Genomic DNA, 20,465 nt, shown 5'->3' on the forward strand with positions numbered 1-20,465 from the left:
TGTCTGTCCGCTCAAGGAATATGAAGCAGACAGGCCGAATACGCCTACATGTCAGACATCCAAGCGGCTATGATAGTTGCCCGAAAGCTGACATTGTTAGGCGGACCGCAGTAGACCGAGTTTGGGACATTTCTGCCGTCCCATAACAGCGTGCCGAACGGCAGGTCTGCCTAGGAACTGACAATCCGGCGTCGGCCCGACAGGAACTGAAGAACGGTAGAGATAAACCGGAAGCCGACCAGCGGGTATTGGCCGCGCATTACACAAACGGACGCAACAAAACCGGGGTCAGTGAGGTGCCTTGACGAGGAACGGAGTGCCCACGAAACGACGTGGCGTGACTTCGTCAGTTTCGAATACAGGGCGGAATGCGGCCGGACCCTGCACGCCTTCGAACTCAACATTCATCATGACGAGATCAGGCCCGTCGTAACGTAGCTCTCTGGCAAACTCCCCCGCCGACGCGTCGAAGTCAGAATCCGAGAGCTCATCGCCGAGCTTGGGATCGATGCGAGCCCGTTCGAGATAAAGTTTTCCGTGGATGGCGGCACCGGAGCTGCTCACGGTGACCAGAATCTCGATTGTTTGTTCGCTTTCGATAAAGTGGTCAGAAACCGTCAGCGACACCATGGCGTCGCGTGCGAGCAGGATGCCATAGGCGTTAAAAATATCTTGCAGCGCTTCTCGCGTTTCGTCGGACTTAATAAGCGCGCCGTGGTTCTTGTCCGTGAAGAGGATTTGCTGGTTCTCAAGCATAGCGCCATGCAGGTTGACCGTACCGTCCCCGCTGTCGCGCGTCTTGACGACTACGCTGTTAAATCCGTCCCACAGAATGTGTGTCATTGTCTCGAAGCGGGTACCGACGAACATGAATGTGCGTATGTCCGGCCAAGTTGTGGCGAGGGTATCATGGACCGCCGAGGTGTCGGAGAGGCTCTGCGCGTTCAGGCCCAGAGCGCCCGCAATGTCGGGCTCGAACACGTCGTGAGCGCGCAGGCGGCCAGCGCCGCCCCGCTCCCAGATCGGGCGTGCCCCCATCTGCGGGAACAAGTTATAAAGCCCTTGGAATCGAGGGTCGTTAGCAAGTGTCCTCGACTGCTCGACACTCATGAAGTCGGCGCGCTTATGCCCCAGCGCCGCCGCAAGCGCCACGACCGCGCCCCGGTGGGGAGTGCCAAAGGTGAGGAACGACACGATGCGGTCCAGGCCCGGCGTCGCCTGGAATGCATCACTTTGCAGGAAGTACCGCGCGACGAGGCCCCCCATGCTGTGCGCGACGAGATGAATCTCGGCGTCGACGCCGTGCAGGTCCGCGACGCGCGCAATCACCTTCGCCAAGGCCATTGCCCCCACCGCGATGGACTTCCGCCAATCGTAAGGCACGGTGAAGAGCGTCGGAACATCGCCGCTCTCGACGAATAGCGGCTCGTTGGTGTGATAGTCGGACAGGTTCGAGAAAGCCGAGATCCAGCAATCGTAGATGTTGACGATGCCGACTGCCTTACGGATGATATCGCGCGGCTCCAAGTCATTTGCACAAAGCCTGTCGAATTTCACGTCCGCGTATCCGAAGGCCCAGTCTCTCGCAGTGCCTGGCCAGAGCTTGCCGTCGGCATCCCACAGCTCCGAGCCCATAAGGCCCGGCACGAAGACGAGGACTTGGGTCACCGCCTGTACTCGCGGATCACCTGGAGGCATTTTTCGACGCTCTCACGCGCGTCGAGCGGAATTTCTGCGATCGAGTCGGGACAGAGTTTAACCTGCCGGATTACCTCCACAAGGTCGTCGCGATTCTGGCAGAAGTCGAACGCGCACCCCCGCGATTGCGGGTGGAACGAGGCGCCGTAGAGTGCTGACCATATTTGCGCGAGGGTGAGGATCGCCACCGCTGCCTCAAACGGACGTCCTGCTCGCTGCGCATATTCGCGCAGGCCGTAAACAGAGATCGCGACCTCCACGCCCACTCCGAGGGAGAAATAGTTCCAGTGATACTGCTTCGTGGCTCCCTCGCCGTCGACGTAAGCCAGCATGGGCGAGAATAGGCCTGCCATGACATCGACCTGGACCACCTCACGCACGTGCTTCAGAAACGGCAAATACTCCTCGGCGATGATATTATCCCCGATGTCCTTCAGTTCGTCATCGGAGCAGGTGGGTCTGAGGTCCGAGAGCCACAGTTCCCCAATCGTCCCTAGGCCCATCGGGACCGATGTCTCGACCTGGTAGAAGGTGAACATTTTTTGGCGCCGGCTGATTATTTCGAGCAAGTCGAACAACAGGCCCGCATGGGCGCTTACGTCAAATATCCCAATCTTGCGGGTATCGGAGTGTACGCGCGTGCGCACCTTGCGAGTGCGCGCAAGCGGTGATGACGTGGCGTTTCTCGTCGCGGTGTTCGCGAACAAAAGATTGGTTGGACGCTTGATGTTCATGCGCCCGCTCCTTTCTGAAACAATTGGCTGCAGCCCGGACGGCGGTAAAGCACCGGCACTCCCCATTCCACCGCAGCGACTTTGTGGTTGTCAAAAGCAACGCCCATCGCGATGCGGCCGACATTGACGGCCCAATCGATATTTCCGTCGCGTAGCAGATCGCCATAAAGCGCGCCGCAGAAGGTGTGAATGGAACGCAGCGAGATCGGCATTTGGTTGGCGACAACGGCAGGCACGCCGGCCTGCACGACGCGCTCAGCGATCGGGATGAGCGAAGCGATGTCGGAGCCGACATTGGCCGTGTCACAGGCCGAGAGTATTAAGAGCCGCGTCGATTTCGAGGCGAGCACCGAATATACAGTGCCGGCCCCCACCAGCTTCGAAGTCGTGGTCTTGTGCTTCGTAAAGACGAGCCCTTCAGGGCGCCCATGACCGATGAAGTGGACGATGTGCGGGTCGAATGCCTGAACCTCTTCGCGCACGGCTGCAGCTGCGGAAGCCTCGCATACTTTGAACGTCATCTTCTCTCCGACGACCGCGGGCGTGTACACTTCGATTTGCGCGCTGAGAGTTTTTTGCGTTTCGATCCACTCCACCGCGGGCTGATCCGTTGGCTGCGACACGACAAGCATAATGCGGATGCCTGCATCCAGCTTGAGCGCGGGTAGCGCCTTAGTAGTCGTGCCCTCGACGAGACGGCAAATAGAACGCTTGTCGTGCGGCGCCGATTTTAGGTCGGGCCAGACGACAAATTCCCAAGGTATGGCCTTTAGCTCAGGGTCGCACGCACATAGCGATAACTGAACCGATGTGCCGTTCGCTGTCCCGTTGTACAGATCTCGGACACTGCCGGCGAGCAAGACCTCTGCAATCTTCTCGCCGATTTCAGTGAGTTCCGCGGGGGTTAGTTTCTCACCGCCCTTGAAGCTGTCAAGGATCTTTGAACGAACAGCGATTAACGGCGCTAGGCTCACATGCGCGGTATTCGGCGCCACGGCGATGTTTTTGTCGGTTCGCGCAGAATGCATCATCGCGTCGGCACCTTCGCGATGTATGATCATGTCGATCTTCGCATAGTTCGCCATGCGCGTTCGTTTGCCTCCCCAAAGCACACAGTGACGACATTGTCACGGCTCCGAACCGCCCCGGACCTGCTGGAGGCGTTTGGTTGTGATTCACGCTGCCATATCGATGTTATCTGCGGTAGTATAGTAATTATCTTCAATTTCGGCGAGATGTTCGAGTGCCGGTTGTTCATGTTGACCCGCTGTCAAAGATGAGCATTCTACATGCTTTCACTGAAGGTCGTTGCGGATCACATAAACGATCCCGCTCAGAACGCGCCGGTCATCCACGCGTGGCACTCCATGCGCCAGAGGGAAAAATGGCTCAATCAGCTCCATCTGTCTCTCAGACAGCAAAAAAAAGTCACTCACAGCCTCACCTCCATCAGTAAAACTGTGAATCACAGAAAACCGTTCAATTTAATCAATTAACAAATCCTGAGTTTAATATATTTTTACAATACAAGAACAGTACGAAAGTGCTTTATACTATCTTATACTTTATTCTTATATTCAGGGTTACAGTTATCCCCTGCAAAAAAGCGTTGACACGATTTGATAGCCCCTTCCTTAATTCAAACTGAGCAGACAGACTGCTGTCGCCTTCAAGTCGGACGTAAATGAGTAGTCTTTTTCTTCTCCAAAGCCGACGCAATTTCTTGGGCGCAATTAGTATTCGCCAATCTCGGGCGGTTAACTCGCCGCAAAGGTTACCTCAGAGAATGAGGGACACTACATCTAAAGATGCAAACGTGAGTACTACTCACCTAAGTGAACAGATAGCCCGTTCGCACAGTTGGCCGGCCCGTCAGAAAAACCAACGTAGATAGTCGCTGACGAATACTTTTTCTTATACCCCCAGCCTTGCGGGGGCGGTGGATCGGCAGCGTCTATAAAAATATTTTTATTAGTAAATTTATAATACTTTTTCACGTTGTCTCTTTCAAGGCAACGGCCTTCATCGCGGTTACTCAGGCGCAGATAAACCATACCATACCGCCCAAGTGTGAACGGACGTACTTCGATTCCGTGAATTATGTAGGCATCCTGTGTGCGGATACTGGTCTCTATATCACCTCCCTGCCGAAGCTTCTGTTGGAGCGGAGGTGAGAAAATATTCGCAAGTCGGGGAGCAGGTTTCTCCATTTCAGTACGTATGGCGTCGAAAACCTCAAACAAGGTTCCATTGCAGCTACGAGCGTTACAGGAAATCTGCTTGGGTGTCTGAGAGACGGCACTGCTTGGCAGGATTAGAATAGTCATCAAGCACGGGATCAACTTCATTTTACTCAGCGTCCGCTCGCTCTATTGCGACAATCCTGATGCTCTTACGGGCGAGACGCCGTGTCAATATCGCAACAAAACGTCTTCTTCCAATGAAATTTGTCCAAAAGCAGACGGACCGCTTCCCCCCCTTTTGAGACAGCTCCCTTCCTCCTATCATTGATAGCCCCTTCTCAGTCGCACAATGCGATCCGACTATCGTCCTGTCACCAAACAGGAGAGCCAGGAATGACCGATACAGAGATCAGTGGGCAGCGCGTGTTGGAGATCACGATATATGGGGTCGTGCTGCACGTTCTGCTCGATAACGTGGATGCCGTTATGGAGGCTGAGCCTGACGAAGACATGCCAGAGAATCTGTTAGCTCTGCTGTCTCTCCGGAACCAGCCATTCATGATTCATGCGGTGCTGGACAATTATATCCTGAGCAAACTCGGAAAAGAGTTTGGAGCGCCGGTAAGCGCGGACGAGGTTCTCTCGATTGCAGAAGAAAACGATCCGTATTTCGGCACTTTGCTTGCCGCCGCTGCGGGTTCAGACATCATCACGCATCCTGATCCGTCCGCTACGCCATACTCGAACGCCCGGGTCTCAGGCGTGAAGCTGGAGGCGCCGTCACAACCGCACGAATGATGTGACGAGTTAATTTTCGACGTGCGTAAATCCTATGGATTTATGGACAGCCGCTCTACGGTCGCTCGCGTCCTGATGGACAGCCCTGCAGGCTGACCACAGGCGCGGCTCTGCCCACAAGTCCACAAGTTCAACACCAACAAGTATTTCTATATTTTTCAAATAAGATCGGTCGAACCGATTACCCTCCTATCGAAAGTCCCGAGCCTTCAGCAGCTCCGATCCCTGAAGCAATGGCGTTCGGTCTTCCAGACTGAGCACAACGACATGGATCACATCGCCTTCCTTCTGAAGCCTGCCCTTACAGGCCAGAAGACGGGACGCGAGAAGAGGGCGGCGGTATTTCTCCTGCACATCCTTCCAGACAATCAGATTGGCCGTGCCCGTTTCGTCTTCGATCGTGACGAACATGGTGCCGTTGGCCGTCCCTGGCCTCTGCCGCATCAACACCAATCCGCTGAGCTGGATCCGGCGCCCATCCCGTAGATAAGGAAGATCCCCGCAACGAACGATCCCTTCTTTTCGCAGTCCCTCCCTCAGAAACGCGACGGGATGACCTGTCAGACTGAGGCCCGTGGCCCGGTAATCCTCATGCACCGACGCCCGCTCTGACATCTGCGGCAGGGCAATCTCCGGCTCGATTACTTCCGGCAGTGGAAAGTTCCGCCCCCGATCCGCCGCTTCGAACAACGGCAGGGCCGTGTCCGCTAACCCCTTGATCGACCAGAGCGCAGTACGGCGCATCTGCCCGAACACTCGAAACGCATCCGCTTCCGCCAGACATTCCAAGGCCGAGACCGGCACATCCGCACGCCGCCAGACGTCATCAATACTCTCATAATCCGGCATTCGGGCCGCGATCAGGGCCGCCCCGTGTCCGTTCGCCAAGCCGCGCACCATCCTGAACCCCAGCCGGACCGCCGCGTATCGTCCGTTTCGGCCGCGCTCCAGGGTGCAATCCCATCTGGAAGCATTGATACAGATCGGCCGGACCTCGACGCCATGGCGTTGCGCGTCCTGAACAATCTGGGCCGGCGCATAAAACCCCATGGGCTGACTGTTCAGCAGGGCGGCACAGAACACATCCGGATGATGACATTTCATCCAGGCCGAGGCGTAAGCAATCAGGGCAAACGAGGCGGCATGGCTTTCGGGGAAGCCGTAGCTGCCAAACCCCTCGAGCTGGCTGAACGTCTGCTCAGCAAACCCCTGCTCATACCCATTGGCCAGCATCCCGTTCACCAAGTTGTCGCGGAACGGCGAGACCCCGCCTGTCGCTTTGAACGTCGCCATGGCACGGCGGAGCTGGTCGGCCTCGCCTGGCGTAAAGCCCGCGCAGTGGATCGCCACCTGCATGGCCTGTTCCTGGAACAGCGGGACACCCAGTGTTTTCCCCAAAATGCCGTGCAGGGTCTCGGACGGATAGGTGACAGGCTCCAATTTCTCTCTCCTGCGGAGATAGGGATGGACCATGTCGCCCTGGATTGGCCCCGGCCGGACAATCGCCACTTGAATCACCAAGTCGTAAAAGGTCCTGGGCTTCATGCGCGGCAGCATCGACATCTGCGCCCGGCTTTCGATCTGGAATGTCCCGAGTGTGTCGGCCTGCTGGATCATGCGATAGGTCTGCGGATCCTCGGCCGGGATCGAAGCGAGATCCATGCGGGTCTGATACACGGTGTGCAGCAGTTCGAACCCGCGACGCAGACAGCCGAGCATTCCGAGACCCAGAACATCCACCTTCATGAAGCGCAGCACGTCTATATCGTCTTTGTCCCAGACGATGATCTGACGGCCGTCCATGGCGGTCGGCATCAGGGGAACAAGCTGGTCCAGGCGATCCTCGGTCAGCACAAATCCGCCCGGATGCGTGCCAAGCTGGCGTGGGAAGCCGAGAAGCTGGCGGGCGAGATGAAACGTCAGGCCGAGGCGTCTGTCCTTCAGGTTCAGGCCAAGATCGGCAGCGCGCGCCTTGCACAGGTCCGGATCCGGCAGGGACGAGGCAATATGTTTGGAAAGCTGGCCGGTCAGATCCTCTGGCAGGCCCAGCACCTTGCCGACCTCACGCAACGCGCCTTTGGGCTGATAACGCTGCACGGTGGCACACAGGGCCGCGCGGTGACGGCCATAGTGACGATAGATCCACTGGATCACTTCTTCGCGGCGGTCGCTCTCGAAATCGACGTCGATGTCGGGCGGTTCCTGCCGTTCGGCCGAGATGAAGCGCTCGAACAGCAGACCCGAGCGAACCGGATCAATACTCGTGATGCCCAGGACATAGCAGACGGCCGAGTTCGCAGCAGATCCGCGCCCCTGACAGACAATCCCGAGTGAGCGGGCATGACGCACGATCGTATGTACGGTCAGGAAATACGGCGCGTAGGCGAGAGAGCCGATCAGCCTCAGCTCATGGGCGATCTGCGTCTCGACTTCTGGGGGCGCCCCGGCCGGGTAGCGACGCGGCAGTGCGGCTTCGACCAGGCGTGTCAGGGTGTCCTGCGCGCTTTCGCCCGTTCTCTCGGTTTCGGTCGGATACTGATAGGTCAGGTCATCCAGACTGAACGTGCAGGCCTCGGCAATTCGCCGTGTGTTGGCCAGAGCGTCAGGAAAGACGGCAAACAGGCGTGCCTGCTCTTCAGGGGCCTTCAGATGGCGATCGGCGTGAACGTGACGGCGGTTGCCGAGAGCATCGACAGTGCAGCCTTCCTGGATGGCTGTGATCACGTCCTGCAGAACGTGCCGGCGCGCATCGTGGTAAAGAACATCTCCTGTCACAACACAGACCAGACCGCGCGCTGTGCAGAAGCCCGCGAGCGCGTGAAGCCGCGCCAGATCTCCCGGCTGCCTGAGCACCGTCAGCGCGACAAACCGGGTCTCTTCTTCGCCTTCCCTGTGTCCGGGCAGATCCAGCAGGCTCTGAACGTGCCCGGGAAGTGCTGCCAGATCCTCGGGCGGCAACAGGATCAGGAGGAGATCCGGTGCCGCTCCGACGAGATCCTCCCAGCCCAGAAGGAAGACCTCCCGCTCGCCCCGGTGATGGCCAAGGGTCAGAAGCTGGCAGAGACCTGCCCAGCCCGCACGGTTTCGGGGATAGGCCAGGAGCGCGCTGCCATCGCGCAAAGCGAGGCGGCATCCGGGCAGGAGGCGCAGACCGGCCTCGCGCGCTGCCAGATGGGCGCGGATCGCTCCAGCTACAGTGTTCCAGTCGGTCAGACCGATCGTGTCATAGCCCAGGGCTTTCGCCTGGAACATCAGCTCATCCGGCTGGCTGCTCGAGCGCAGGAACGAAAACGAGGACGTCACCTGCAATTCGACGTAAGGCGTGCTCATGGCCTAGCGGCGGTGGGGATGGGGATGTCGGCTGCTGTCAGGCGCGTTGCTGGTGGGCGCGCGCATGACCACGAAGCCCGAGCGTTCGAGATAAGCGACCAGACGCTCGGCTACGAGACGCGCCATCAGCTCGGCGGCGTCATGCGTTCGCCTGCGTCCGTCGTAACACAGCGCGTGCATCAGGACTTCGGCCACATCCGAGGTGCTGGCCGGGATCAGATCATCGCGGGGGGCCATCAGAACATCCCCTGAAGAAACCACTCGCCCGAACCGGACCAGTCGTGGCGGCCGTCCCCTTTGCGAAACAGCCACAGGCGCAGGCCGGTCGTGGTCTCGACCCGCCAATAGTCGCGGATCGCGCCGTAACTTTCGGACGTCTGCCACCATTCGCCCAGCAGACGTTCGGGGCCGTCGGCCGCTGCAATGCGATGCGTCTGTCGCTTCAGGACGAACTGGCGGGGCGCACCGTCCGGAAGCAGGCCAGTCACCTGCACCCGGACGGGCAGATCGAACACAATGTTCGGCCGCGCCCAGAGCATCTGGCTCGCGAGAGGCGGTTTTGCCATGTTGCCTGGAGAAACGCGAGCCTGTCCGTCCTCCGGCCAGGCGGAAAACCGGGGCGCGAGCTGGTGGACCGAAACAACGCCCGGACGGTTCAGCAGCCGGTCGATCAGAGAGGCCGGGAGGCCCGTTTCAGAGGATCCCGCTTCGTCCGGCAGGACAGAGCGCTCAGGCCCGGCTTCCAGCGGCTCGCTGGCGCTCACGGTCAGGATGACGGTTTCAATTCCAAACTCGGGCGCGATCTGCGGGATCTGGTCCTTCAGCAGGCGCGTCAGACGCGTGCCATCAGCCGTCGGATCGGACGTCCCCACGCGGACGGCCTGGATGGATCCGTCCACGCGCACACAGAGAAAGTCGAGCTGCCGCGCCCCCTCCCCGCGTGCCACCAGCTTTTCGCAGACAAGCGGCACAAGGGCTGCAATCACCGTGGCAATGGCCTCCGGTGTGCTGATCGGCTCGACCAGAGACCGGGTCAGGGAGATCCGGTCCGCAGGTTGAAAGATGCTGAGCGGGCGGACCTGTCGTGCCAGAGCCTCATCGAGACAGGTCAGGAGGTCTGCGCCAAAGCGCTTGGCCAGAGGTGCGCGCGGGAGGTCCGCCAGCGCGCCGATCGTGTTCAGTCCGAGCCGTGCCAGGCTGGAGAGTGTCCTTTCTGTCAGAGGAAGCGCTGAACAGGGTAACGGGTGCAAGGCCTCTTTCTGCTGACCGGAAGGCACGAGACAGACCCGGTCGATCCCCGACCGGGCCAGAGCGCGTGAGGCTGCGGCGGTATCGCTCAGCGCCACAGAGCAGGAATGCCCCCTCGCCTTCAGGCGTTCCCTGACGAGATCCAGCATGGCCGTCTCACCCCCATAAAGATGGGCGCAGCCGGTGGTATCGCTGTAGAGCCCGTCCGGAGCGTCGAATGCAGGTAGCGGCGACAGCCAGATCAGCCAGGAGCACAGATCGGTCAGCGCGGCCCTCTGTGCTTCGGCGTCTTCTTCTGCCGTCAGAAGATCCGGCACCAGAGAGCGTGCCTGTGCCAGCGGCATTCCGAGTGTCAGTCCGGCCGCGAGCGCAGCCGGACTGACACCCGTGACGGTGTGGCGGTTATGCGCTGGCGCGTGCACGGCCAGGGGCCTGTCGGTCGGGAAGTCTTCCGGGCGGGAGAGCTGAAGGCGCTCGGTGCGCCAGAAGGGCATCCAGAGAGCGAGAAAGCGGCGCATGATCGGTACAGTCGAGGATCCAGTGAGCGGGGTGGCCTCCCCTCACCCGCAACAGCGCGGCAGAAAGGCGTCGGGAACCGGGAAGCGGCATGGCCAGTCCCGGAAGCGCTTGAGGCGATGAGGGATGAGAGAGGATCCGCCAGCGCGTGGCGCACGCGCAGGGATCTTTCCCGGGAGCGCGCGTGAGAGGGGCCGAACGCAGAAAGAAGCCTGTGTTGCCACTCGCCTCCACAGCCAGATTGAGACGCCGGATTTCCTTGAGGCTTGGGACGTGGCTGCCACTGATGACGGCCAGTGCGCGCTCTGGTCCGCGCAACACGTCTTCGGCGACAGCGAGTAGACTGGCGGGATCCGTTTCAATGCAGACCAGAGTCTCTGGAGACAGACCGGACTGATGCAGTCCGCAGGCATTCAGTTCGGCAGGTGTATCGCTGATCCAGAAGACAGGCCCCCTGCCCTCTTTCAGGATGGGCAGCAGCATGGCGAGACTGGCCCCGATCTCCAGAGGATCAGAAAGCAGGAAGTCATGCAGGCTGCCGGTCCTGAGGCCGCCGCCGAGATGGGTATCGACGGCAGAATGCCCCGTGGCGAGTATGTCAGTCTGGGAGTGAGGCAGGTCTCGACGCTCCAGGCGTCGGACCTGCTCGCGCAGTCGCGCCACGGCGTCCGTTGTCATTTATGTTCTCCTTAACGAGAACATAAAGAGAACAAACTTCCAGGCTAAGCAACATAAATCTTGGTGTCTGGAACCAAACCAGTGGACACTTTTCTGCAAATATTTGAAAAAAGCAGAAAAATTACCAACCTCGCAACGGTGTGAATTATGTATATTTGTACACAAATACATGTAAGAAAAGACATGTAACCATTGACATGTAACCAGCAACATGTCAGTCACTACATGTAAACCTGTAAGTGCCGGCTCTATCGTGAGGTATTTTCTGTGGCTGTTTTATCTATAGCTTCGGCCAAAGGCGGGTGTGGGAAGACCACCTTGTCGATCATTCTTTCAACTGCCCTTGCTCAAAAGGGGTACAAGGTCCGCCTTCTAGACTGTGACTTAAATCAGCACGCTAGCGAGTTCGGGGCCAAAAGCGAGATGCAGGATCTCACGGTTAGGCCGTCAATAGACGAGCATAATATTTTGGCTGAGGTGCGAACTGCGGAAAGCGAGAGTGACCTGACGATCATTGATCTTCCTGGTGGATCCTCCACCCTAGCCTTAAAAGCGTTGCAGCGTTCCAACTTCGTGCTTGTGCCATGCCAAGCGAGCCTTCCGGACGTGCGGGACGCATTCAAAACTATCGCTCAGATAGACGATGCAGAAGACCTAGCGCGAAGCTCTATTCCCCGTGCTCTCATCTGGAGCCGTGTGTTACCTGGCTTTGAGTCCAGAGCAGCGAAGCATGTTAGGGAGAGTGTGGAGCAGCAGAATGTACCAGTCTTTAGGGCGGCGATGCTGGAAAGAGCTGCCTTCAGAGAGATGCACATCACCGGCACAAGTCCGGTTGAAAATGCCGGTGCGTCTCCCGCGGCCCAGAATGTAGAAGCTATTGCCGAGGAGCTTCTTGAGAAGCTATCGGCTCTGGCGGAGAGTGCCAGATGACAAAATCGCCTCTACCGCCCATCACCGATGCGCTGACGCCTCGTCCTGCTAAACGACCTAATCTTCGTGATCTCAAGGCCCCACAGATTGTCGAAGACAGTAGCGTTTCAGAAAACAGCCGTGCGTTAGGCACAAAATGGGGCGCACAGACATCATTAGATGAGCCCGATCCTGCTATGACATCTTTGCGGATGGTTATCCCAGAGTATGTGGATCGACAGCTATCGCTAAAGGCTGCGGAAGCTAAAGTCACAAAGCAATATCTTGTTCTTAAGGCCCTCTCTGAAGCCGGGTATGAAGTGAGGGAGGCTGATCTGATTGAGGACAAGCGTAAAAGGCGCCGGCGCTAAGTCTTTGAACTAAAGGTACATGTTGAGAACTACATGTACCTTTAGCTGCTTTTGAGGTTATGAGTGTTCTCCATCCCCTGATTTAAACCCGCCTTGGAGCGATAGAGCAAAAGCAACCAATAGGCAGAATTACTTGTAATTCACAACATGTAAATAAACACATGTAAACAATGACGCATAAATAGGAAGTGAAAAGGAAAAAAAGGATTGGCTAGGAGCCGCGCAGCCCCTAGCCGAGCGCGACGATGCTCAAACCAAAAATGGATCGAGCACCATGCGCCGTTGCAATTTCCTCTGTGTTCCAGTGCCTCTCGGTCGGCCTCTTCTGCGGTGGACCGATACTTAGGAACTCATGTCCTGCCGTCGGTGCAACACCTACAGAGCAAAAGCAAGAAATGACCAAGATTACTTGTAATTTTCAACATGTAAACAATAACATGTACACAACAACATGTAATTATGAAATATAAATAGAGGGGAAATAAGGAAATGGCTGGCCGGGAGCTGCCCAGCCCGCAACAGGTGGGTCAACGCGTGTCCTCGCCACGCTCGCCGGCTGCGCCGTCTGCGCGTGGCTGCGGGCCGCGTTGATCCTGCCGCTGCGCGGCACTGTTGCAGTCTGAACAGCCCCCAGCCGGACGCGACGATGTTCAAAAACCAGAAATGGATCGAGCATCATGCGCCGTCATTATCTTCCTTACGTCCCAACACCACGCGGAAGGCCGCCCATGCGGTGGACCGATACGCAGGAGCCGGTGTCCTGCCGCAAGTGCAATGAGCACTGGGCTGGCGGTGATCCGGCTCTGACGATCCCGTGTACGGGCTGCAACGCGCCAGCCCATGAGCCCTGCCGTCGCAGTGCGGGCGGTAATGAGCGGGTCTGCGCGTGCCGGGATGAGGCAGCGACCCAGCTTGGACTCCTCTCACGCTGCGAAGGCCTGAGCTGGGGCAACCGGCATGTGAAGCCGCTTCTCCTGCGTGACGCTCCGATCGCCAGTGCTCTGATGTGCCGCTCTGTCCGGACAGGTGCCCCGGTCAGCAGGTTCGTGTCATGACACCGGATCTGACGTCGTATGACAGCATCATCGTGGCCGTATCGGGCGGAAAAGACGGCATTGCCTGTCTCCTTGCCCTCCTTGAAGCCGGTGCCTCGAAGGACCGCCTGGAACTATGGCACCACGAGGTGGACGGGCAGGGGCCATCCTTCATGGACTGGCCCTCCACCTCGCCCTATGTGAGCGCGCTGGCGCGGGACTTTCGCCTGCCGCTCTATCGCTCCTGGCGCGAGGGCGGCTTCGAGCGGGAGATGCTCCGCAAGGATGCACCGACAGCCCCTGTTCTTTTCGAAAGCCCTGAGGGTCTGATCCGCGCAGACGGGCAGGGGCCGAACGGGATGCGCCTGCGATTTCCCCAGGTCTCCGCCAGCCTGACGACGCGCTGGTGCTCCAGTGTCACCAAGATCGACGTCGCCGACCGCGCGCTACGCGGCCAGGACCGCTTCCTGCACCGCCGCACGCTGTTCGTAACGGGCGAGCGTGCCGGGGAAAGCCCAAACCGTGCCCGCTATGCCGTCTTTGAGCCGCACCGCACGGATACGCGGCACGGCACGCGACGTCGCCGTCATGTCGATCACTGGCGGCCGGTCCACCAGTGGAGCGAGGCGCAGGTCTGGAACAGCCTGAAACGCTGGAACGTGATGCCGGCGCTGCCATACCGCATCGGCTTCTCCAGACTGTCCTGTGCCACCTGTATTTTTGGCGATGTGCGGCAGTTTGCAACGATCCGCTGGCTCGATCCGGCCCGCTTTGACCGTCTCGTGCAGTACGAGCAGCAGTTCGGCTGCACGATCAAGCGCACCGTGTCGCTGGAGCAGCTCGCCGAGCAGGGCAGGCCGTATGCCGCCGCCCTGGCAGAACCCGATCTGGCCCGCGCGTGCCTGTCGGCGCGGCCGATCCCGACCGTCTTCACACCAGCCTGGGAACTCCCGGCCGGAGCGTTCGGGCAGGGCGGGGGGGCAACCTGAAAAAAAAGAAGAAAAAACAGAAGGTTGGAAAAAGGAAAAGAGGGGAGGGGGGGCAGCACAGGCCAGCCCGCCCTGCAAGAGGTGGGTCCGTCCGTGTCCTCGCTCCGCTGCGGGCCGGGCGGTCCCGACGCTGCGCGTCGCTCTGGCAGGCCGCACTGTCCTGCGCTCGCCGGAGAGGGTCAGGAAAGGAAATAAAGACAATGTCAGACACCCTCGAACGTCCCGCACAGGCGCACGCCTTCGACCTCAAACAGGCCCACGAAGAGGGCTGGACGATCCTCGAAGGCTGCGGACCCGACAATGACGAGACGCGTCTGGTGGGTCTGCATTGCAGCGATCCGCAGGCCTGGTGGCGCGTGGCGAGGAAGGCAGGCGAGGGTTCAGCCTACCACCGTGAGGCGCTGTCCCGCCTGTCCGAGAACGAGCGCGAGCAGATCCGCCTGCGCTTTGGTCCCCTCTGACCCCGCGCTGATCCGGGAGGTCTGACGCCTCTCTCCCCGCACTGATTCTGTTTTCCGGCCCCCCGGTCTGCCTCCGCGCAGCACCGGGCGCTGCCGCTTGTCCGGAGTTTTCCCATGTCCATGTCCCAACTGAGCTTTTTCGATACCTCAGCACTCGGCGGCAGCCAGTCCAATCTCTACTGGGGTGATCTTCCCGGAGACCGCGCCCTTGAGGAAGCCGCCGCTGCGGTCCGACAGGCGACACAGGCCCCGGCTCCGATCCCCGCTGTCCTGCCGAAGGTGGATTTCGTCCTGAGCGGAACGCGTGGCCTCGCCCCGGGCTGGAAAGAGCGCGCCCGCGACAATCTGGCAGCGATCCGCCTTCTGGCCACACTGGAAGCAGAAGACCGCAACGCCAGCGCGGAAGAGCAGGCCGTGCTTGCCCGCTTTACGGGGTTCGGGGCGGGAGAGCTGGCCAACAGCCTGTTTCCGCGTGCCGGAGAGACCTTCCGGTCCGGGTGGGAAGAGATCGGCAGCCAGCTTGAGGAACTGACCAGCCAGCAGGAGCGGGCGGGTCTGGCACGGGCCACGCAGTACGCCCACTACACGCCCGAGCTGATTGTTCATGCGATGTGGGATCTGGTGGCCCAGATGGGGTTCCGGGGCGGCCGTGCGCTGGAACCGGGCTGTGGCACCGGACTCTTCATGGCGAGCGTGCCCCCGAAGCTGGCCCCGAAAACCGCCTGGACTGCGATCGAGAACGACCCGCTGACGGCCCGCATCACGCGCAAACTGTTTCCGAACCAGTGGGTCCGCGGCGAAGATTTCACGACAGCCAGGCTGGCCGAACGCTACGATCTGGTGATCGGCAACCCGCCGTTCAGCAACCGCACGGTCCGGGGCACGGACGAGCTGGGACGCCTTGGTCTGTCCCTGCATGATTATTTCATCGCCCGGTCCATCTCCCGTCTGCGTCCCGGAGCCGTGGCGATGTTCGTGACGTCGCGATGGACGATGGACAAGTCCGATGCCGGCGCACGGCGGACGATCTTCGAGACCGCCGATTTCGTGGGCGGCGCACGTCTGCCAGCCGGCGCCATGCGCGACGATGCCGGAACGGATGTCGTGGTGGACGTGCTCGTGTTCCGCCGTCGCGCACCGGGAGAGGATGCGGGCGATGCGACATGGCTGGACGTGGCGGCGCTGGAGGACACCGATCAGGGCGAAGGTCCGCTGCGGATCAACCGCTATTTTGCGGAGAACGGCCAGCAGGTTCTCGGTCGGCACGACTGGACGAGCGGTCAGTTCGGCCCGGAATACTCCTGCAAGGCCAACCCGCTCCAGATGCTGGACGAGGCCCTGCCGCTCGCCCTCGGCCGTCTTTCTTCGCTCGCCCGCTTCCCGACCCCGCAGACGCTCGATGTCGCGACAGTGCAGGACAATCATGCCGCCGAGGTCGGAACGGCCGCAGACGGTGCCCTGCTGAAAGAGGGCAGTTATCTGCTGCACAAAGGCGCGCTGCACCAGATCATCGACGGCGAAACCGTGCTGGTGAAGGTGAAGAAAGGCGAGCAGAAGGAAGGGATCTTCCAAAAGCACGCGGCCATCATCAAAGGTCTGATTCCTGTGAGGGACGCGGCCCGTCTGGTGCTGCGCGCTCAGGTGGAGAACCTGCCCTACAGCGCGCATCAGGCGGATCTCAAGCGCGCCTATCAGGCGTTCAGCCGTCAGTTCGGGCCGATCAATCTGACGAACACCACGACGCGGGTGGATGAAGAGACGGGAGAGGAGAAATCCACACAGCGCCGTCCGAACCTTCAGCCGTTCTACGACGATCCGGATGTGTGGCTGGTCAGCTCGATCGAGGAGTATGACGAGAAGAGCCAGACCGGCCGTCCGGGACCGATCTTCAGCGAGCGCGTCATTCAGGCCCTGTCCGAGCCCGAGGTTCACGGCGCTCATGACGCGCTGGCGGTCTCCCTGCATGAGACGGGTGGCGTGGATGTCGAGCGCATGGCGGAGCTTCTGGGCCGTCCCGGTGAAGAAGTGCTCGCCGAACTCGGATCCTCGGTCTATCTCGATCCGATCCGCAGCACGGGCGGCCGTGAGGTCTGGGTGACGGCCGACGAAGCCCTGTCAGGCGCGGTCCGCACCAAGCTGGCGCAGGCCCGGGAGGCTGCCGAGCGCGACCGACGCTATCTGCGCAATGTCGCCGCCCTTGAAGAGGTTCAGCCCGAAGACCTGCGCCCGTCCGACATTACCGCCCGTCTGGGAGCCCCATGGATCCCGGTGCTGGATGTTGAGGCCTTTGTTGCAGAGGTCATGGGGGTTCGCACGACCATTCACCACACGCTGGAGGTGGCGACCTGGAGCGTGGACAAAAGCGGCTTTTCCGGCAAGGCCGAGGCCACCTCGGTCTGGGGGACGCAGCGTCGTCATGCCGGGGATCTGCTGGACGATGCGCTCAATCAGGCCAGCCCGAAAATCTGGGACACCTGGCGCGATGTGAACGGCGAACACCGTGAGCTGAACACGAAGGAGACAGAGGCGGCCAAGGAGAAACTGGCCGCGATCAAGACCGCGTTCGAGACATGGGTCTGGCAGGACACCGACCGCGCCGAGCGTCTGGTGCGGCTGTATAACGATGCGTTCAACAACCTTGTCCCGCGCACGTTCGACGGCTCTCACCTGAAACTGCCGGGAGCCAGCACGGCGATCAGTCTGCGCGACCATCAGAAGCGGGTGATCTGGCGGATCATCGCCAAGGGCAGCACCTACATGGCTCATGCGGTGGGGTCCGGGAAGACGTTCTCGATGTGCGCGGCCGTGATGGAGCAAAAGCGCCTCGGCCTGATTTCCAAGGGCATGATCGTGGTGCCGGGCCACTGCCTTGCGCAGATGGCGCGTGAGTTCATGATGCTCTACCCGAACGCTCAGATCCTCGTGGCGGATGAGACCAACTTCGTGAAGGACAAGCGCCAGCGGTTCCTGGCCCGGGCGGCCACGGGAAACTGGGACGCCATTGTCATCACGCATGACGCCTTCAAGTTCGTGCCGGTCGAGAGCGCGTTCGAGCAGGAGATGGTCGAGGACCAGATTGCCTCTTACGAAAGCCTTCTGGAGAATGTGAGCCGCGATGATCGACTGTCGCGCAAGCGCATCGAGCGCCTTAAGGAAGGGATGGAAGCCAAGCTGAAAGCCCTGTCCAGCCGCAAGGACGATCTCGTGCATCTCGGCGAGATCGGGGTGGACCAGATCCTCGTGGATGAGGCGCAGCAGTTCCGTAAACTGTCTTTCGGCACAAACCAGTCCGACCTGAAGGGGATCGACCCGAACGGCAGCCAGCGCGCCTGGGATCTGTTCGTCAAAACGCGCTACCTCGCCAAGCGCAATCCAGAGCGCGTGCTGGTCATGGCGTCAGGCTCGCCGATCACCAACACCCTGGGTGAGATGTTCTCGATCCAGCGCTTCATGGATCTGCCAGCCCTTGTCGAGCGTGGCCTGCACGAGTTCGACGCCTGGGCCGCAAGTTTTGGCGAGACCCGCACGGAGCTGGAGCTTCAGCCGAGCGGTCTTTACAAGCCGGTCACGCGCTTCTCCGAGTTCGTGAACGTCGCCGATCTGATGGCGATGTATCGCGACTTTGCCGACGTCGTGCAGCAGGACGACCTGCGACGCTACGTCAAACTGCCCGAGATTGCGGGCGGCAGGCGTGAGATCGTCGTGGCTGATAGCGGGGACGCCTTCCGCGAGTATCAGAAGACGCTCGCCGAGCGGATCAAGACGATTGAAGAGCGCACGGGCAAGCCCCAGAAGGGTGACGACATCCTGCTGTCCGTCATCACCGATGCCCGGCACGCTGCCATCGACCTGCGTTTCGTGCGGAACTGGGCGGCGAATGACAACAGCAACAAGCTGAACGTCATGATCCGCAAGGTCTTCCAGATCTGGCAGAACACGTCGGCCAATCGCTACACCGACCCGGAGACCGGACGGGAATACGATCTGTCCGGTGCCACGCAGATGATCTTCTCGGATCTGGGCACGGAATCCGCGCTGGAGACACGCGGGTTCTCGGCTTATCGCTGGATCCGCGACGAACTGATCCGCATGGGCGTGCCGCGCGACGAGATCGCCTTCATGCAGCACTACAAGAAGAGCACGGCCAAGCAGGCGCTCTTTCGGGACATGAATTCCGGACGCAAGCGCATCCTGATTGGATCGTCCGCAACCATGGGAACGGGCGTGAATGCGCAGCAGCGCCTGATCGCCCTGCATCATCTCGATGTGCCTTGGCTGGTCTCGGATATCATCCAGCGCGAGGGCCGGATCGAGCGGCAGGGCAATCAGAACCCGGTGATCCAGCTCTATGCCTACGCCCTGAAAGGGTCGGTGGATGCGACGAACTGGCAGATGCTGGAGCGCAAGCAGAAGTTCATCTGCCTTGCCATGTCCGGAGACCGGACGATCCGCCGTCTGGAGGATGTGGGAGCAGAAGCCAACCAGTTCGCCATGGCCAAGGCCCTTGCGTCGGGAGACGAACGCCTGATGCAGAAGGCCGGACTGGAAGCCGAGCTGGCCCGCCTGGAGCGCTTGCAGGCCGCGCATCACGACGATCAGTACAACGTCCGTCGTGCCATCGACCGTGCCGAGCGTGACCGTGAGACGGCGCAGGCCGTGATCCCGCGTCTTCAGAACGACATCGCACGGCGCGAGCCGACACGCGGTGAAGCATTCCGTCTGGTGCGCAAGGACCGGGAGATGACCGAGCGTGAGAAGGGAGGGCAGTGGCTTCTCGGGCAGGCCCGTCTCGCGGCGAAGTCCGCGGAGAAAGGCAAGTGGACCCTTGGCACGATTGGCGGCTTCGAGATCCTGTGCGAGACCTGGCGCACCCGCTTTGACGGCGAGGAGACGTGGGACGCGACCCTCAGCCTTGTGCTGGACGGGCGGATCCTCGGCATGAATTTCGACCGTGAGACCAGTCCGGTCGGGCTGATTAGCCGCATCGAGAACGCACTGCTGCGGTTCGAAGCGGAACTGGCGGACGCGCGCCGTCAGGTGGAGGAAGCCAAGCGCAAGCTCCCCGGCTACCGCGCCCGCGTGGGTCTGGCGTTTCCGGAGGCGGCGCTGTTGCAGGAAAAGCGCGAGGCCATGGCGGCCCTTGAGGCGGATCTCGCAGCCGATACGCAGCGCCGGGAGGAAGCGGAGAAGGCTGAAGCAAAGGCCGCGCTCGAAGCTGCGTGAAAATCGGGAAGATAGTCAGAAATTTGGGGAAAGCGGAACGTCCGCTATAGGCAAGCAAGAACTGAAGGCAGCCATTCCCTGCGCTCATTTTCATGACGGCTAAAGGTGTCCTGGACTACGCGGTCGACGGTCGCTTGTCGCATTCGTCGCGGTGAGCGTCGAAGTCGCCGGTTTCCCTAACCGGGTCGCGCCCGCGGGCTAGATTGCAGAGGGTTAGGCGAAGCTGGTCGAAATCGTCCGTACGTTTGTCGCGGCGGAGCAACCACTTGATACGATACCGTAGTTCCGCATTG

General features: G+C 60.3%; 15 protein-coding genes and 1 pseudogene. 7 read left to right on the forward strand and 9 right to left on the reverse strand.

What is annotated here, in order from left to right; translation table 11 throughout:
• Window positions 1-288: 288 nt before the first annotated feature.
• The 4 genes and pseudogenes from A0U94_RS15070 to A0U94_RS15085 form a co-directional block, all read right to left on the reverse strand.
• Entirely contained in the window at window positions 289-1,668 is a 1,380-nt protein-coding gene (locus A0U94_RS15070) for an esterase/lipase family protein (protein WP_167369416.1), read from the reverse strand.
• On the reverse strand, window positions 1,665-2,432 hold the full coding sequence (locus tag A0U94_RS15075; protein WP_077804136.1) for a hypothetical protein: 768 nt from the start codon (window positions 2,430-2,432) through the stop codon (window positions 1,665-1,667). Before A0U94_RS15075 ends, A0U94_RS15070 begins: the two co-directional genes overlap by 4 nt.
• Window positions 2,429-3,517, reverse strand: coding sequence for a CHAT domain-containing protein (locus A0U94_RS15080; RefSeq protein WP_077804137.1), 1,089 nt, complete (start codon window positions 3,515-3,517; stop codon window positions 2,429-2,431). Before A0U94_RS15080 ends, A0U94_RS15075 begins: the two co-directional genes overlap by 4 nt.
• A gap of 213 nt (window positions 3,518-3,730) precedes the next feature.
• Window positions 3,731-3,868, reverse strand: a pseudogene (locus A0U94_RS15085) (transposase); the annotation flags it as partial.
• Window positions 3,869-5,008: 1,140 nt separating this feature from the next.
• On the opposite strand from A0U94_RS15085, the gene A0U94_RS15095 reads away from it, so the two are divergent.
• Window positions 5,009-5,413, forward strand: coding sequence for a hypothetical protein (locus tag A0U94_RS15095; protein ID WP_244178133.1), 405 nt, complete (start codon window positions 5,009-5,011; stop codon window positions 5,411-5,413).
• Between the two features lie 189 nt (window positions 5,414-5,602).
• On the opposite strand, the gene A0U94_RS15100 is transcribed toward A0U94_RS15095, so the two are convergent.
• Genes A0U94_RS15100 through A0U94_RS15115 form a run of 4 tightly spaced genes read right to left on the reverse strand, consistent with a single transcriptional unit; the run spans window position 5,603 to window position 11,185 of the window.
• Window positions 5,603-8,743, reverse strand: coding sequence for an error-prone DNA polymerase (locus A0U94_RS15100; protein WP_077804138.1), 3,141 nt, complete (start codon window positions 8,741-8,743; stop codon window positions 5,603-5,605).
• Between the two features lie 3 nt (window positions 8,744-8,746).
• Window positions 8,747-8,980, reverse strand: a complete 234-nt coding sequence (locus A0U94_RS15105) for a PDDEXK family nuclease (protein ID WP_077804139.1) — start codon at window positions 8,978-8,980, stop codon at window positions 8,747-8,749.
• Window positions 8,980-10,509 carry a Y-family DNA polymerase gene (locus A0U94_RS15110; protein WP_244178134.1) on the reverse strand — a complete coding sequence of 510 codons (1,530 nt, stop codon included), beginning with the start codon at window positions 10,507-10,509 and terminating at the stop codon, window positions 8,980-8,982. Before A0U94_RS15110 ends, A0U94_RS15105 begins: the two co-directional genes overlap by 1 nt.
• A complete protein-coding gene (locus A0U94_RS15115) occupies window positions 10,394-11,185 on the reverse strand; it encodes an ImuA family protein (protein WP_077804140.1) in 792 nt (263 codons plus the stop codon). Before A0U94_RS15115 ends, A0U94_RS15110 begins: the two co-directional genes overlap by 116 nt.
• A 318-nt stretch (window positions 11,186-11,503) precedes the next feature.
• Here A0U94_RS15115 and A0U94_RS15120 point away from each other — a divergent pair, with 318 nt between their 5' ends.
• On the forward strand, window positions 11,504-12,115 hold the full coding sequence (locus tag A0U94_RS15120; protein WP_244178135.1) for a ParA family protein: 612 nt from the start codon (window positions 11,504-11,506) through the stop codon (window positions 12,113-12,115).
• A complete protein-coding gene (locus tag A0U94_RS15805; protein ID WP_064275342.1) occupies window positions 12,112-12,465 on the forward strand; it encodes a hypothetical protein in 354 nt (117 codons plus the stop codon). The genes A0U94_RS15120 and A0U94_RS15805 overlap by 4 nt, the downstream gene beginning before the upstream one ends.
• A gap of 457 nt (window positions 12,466-12,922) precedes the next feature.
• Here the strand turns inward: A0U94_RS15805 and A0U94_RS15975 are convergent, their stop codons facing one another.
• Window positions 12,923-13,144, reverse strand: coding sequence for a hypothetical protein (locus A0U94_RS15975; RefSeq protein WP_167369417.1), 222 nt, complete (start codon window positions 13,142-13,144; stop codon window positions 12,923-12,925).
• Window positions 13,145-13,193: 49 nt separating this feature from the next.
• On the opposite strand from A0U94_RS15975, the gene A0U94_RS15130 reads away from it, so the two are divergent.
• The 4 genes from A0U94_RS15130 (at window position 13,194) to A0U94_RS15145 (ending at window position 20,172) form a co-directional block, all read left to right on the forward strand.
• Window positions 13,194-13,520: a hypothetical protein gene (locus tag A0U94_RS15130; RefSeq protein ID WP_244178136.1), complete on the forward strand. Its 327-nt coding sequence runs from the start codon at window positions 13,194-13,196 to the stop codon at window positions 13,518-13,520.
• Window positions 13,517-14,488 (forward strand): phosphoadenosine phosphosulfate reductase domain-containing protein, encoded by a 972-nt coding sequence (locus A0U94_RS15135; protein WP_208611714.1) that lies wholly within the window; start codon window positions 13,517-13,519, stop codon window positions 14,486-14,488. The genes A0U94_RS15130 and A0U94_RS15135 overlap by 4 nt, the downstream gene beginning before the upstream one ends.
• 200 nt (window positions 14,489-14,688) lie before the next feature.
• Complete coding sequence (locus tag A0U94_RS15140; protein WP_077804144.1) at window positions 14,689-14,949, forward strand: hypothetical protein; 261 nt, start codon at window positions 14,689-14,691, stop codon at window positions 14,947-14,949.
• 114 nt (window positions 14,950-15,063) lie between these two features.
• On the forward strand, window positions 15,064-20,172 hold the full coding sequence (locus tag A0U94_RS15145; protein ID WP_077804145.1) for a DEAD/DEAH box helicase family protein: 5,109 nt from the start codon (window positions 15,064-15,066) through the stop codon (window positions 20,170-20,172).
• Window positions 20,173-20,465 lie beyond the last annotated feature (293 nt).

The organism is Gluconobacter albidus, assembly GCF_002005485.1.
In the GTDB taxonomy this organism is placed as follows: Bacteria; Pseudomonadota; Alphaproteobacteria; order Acetobacterales; family Acetobacteraceae; genus Gluconobacter; species Gluconobacter albidus.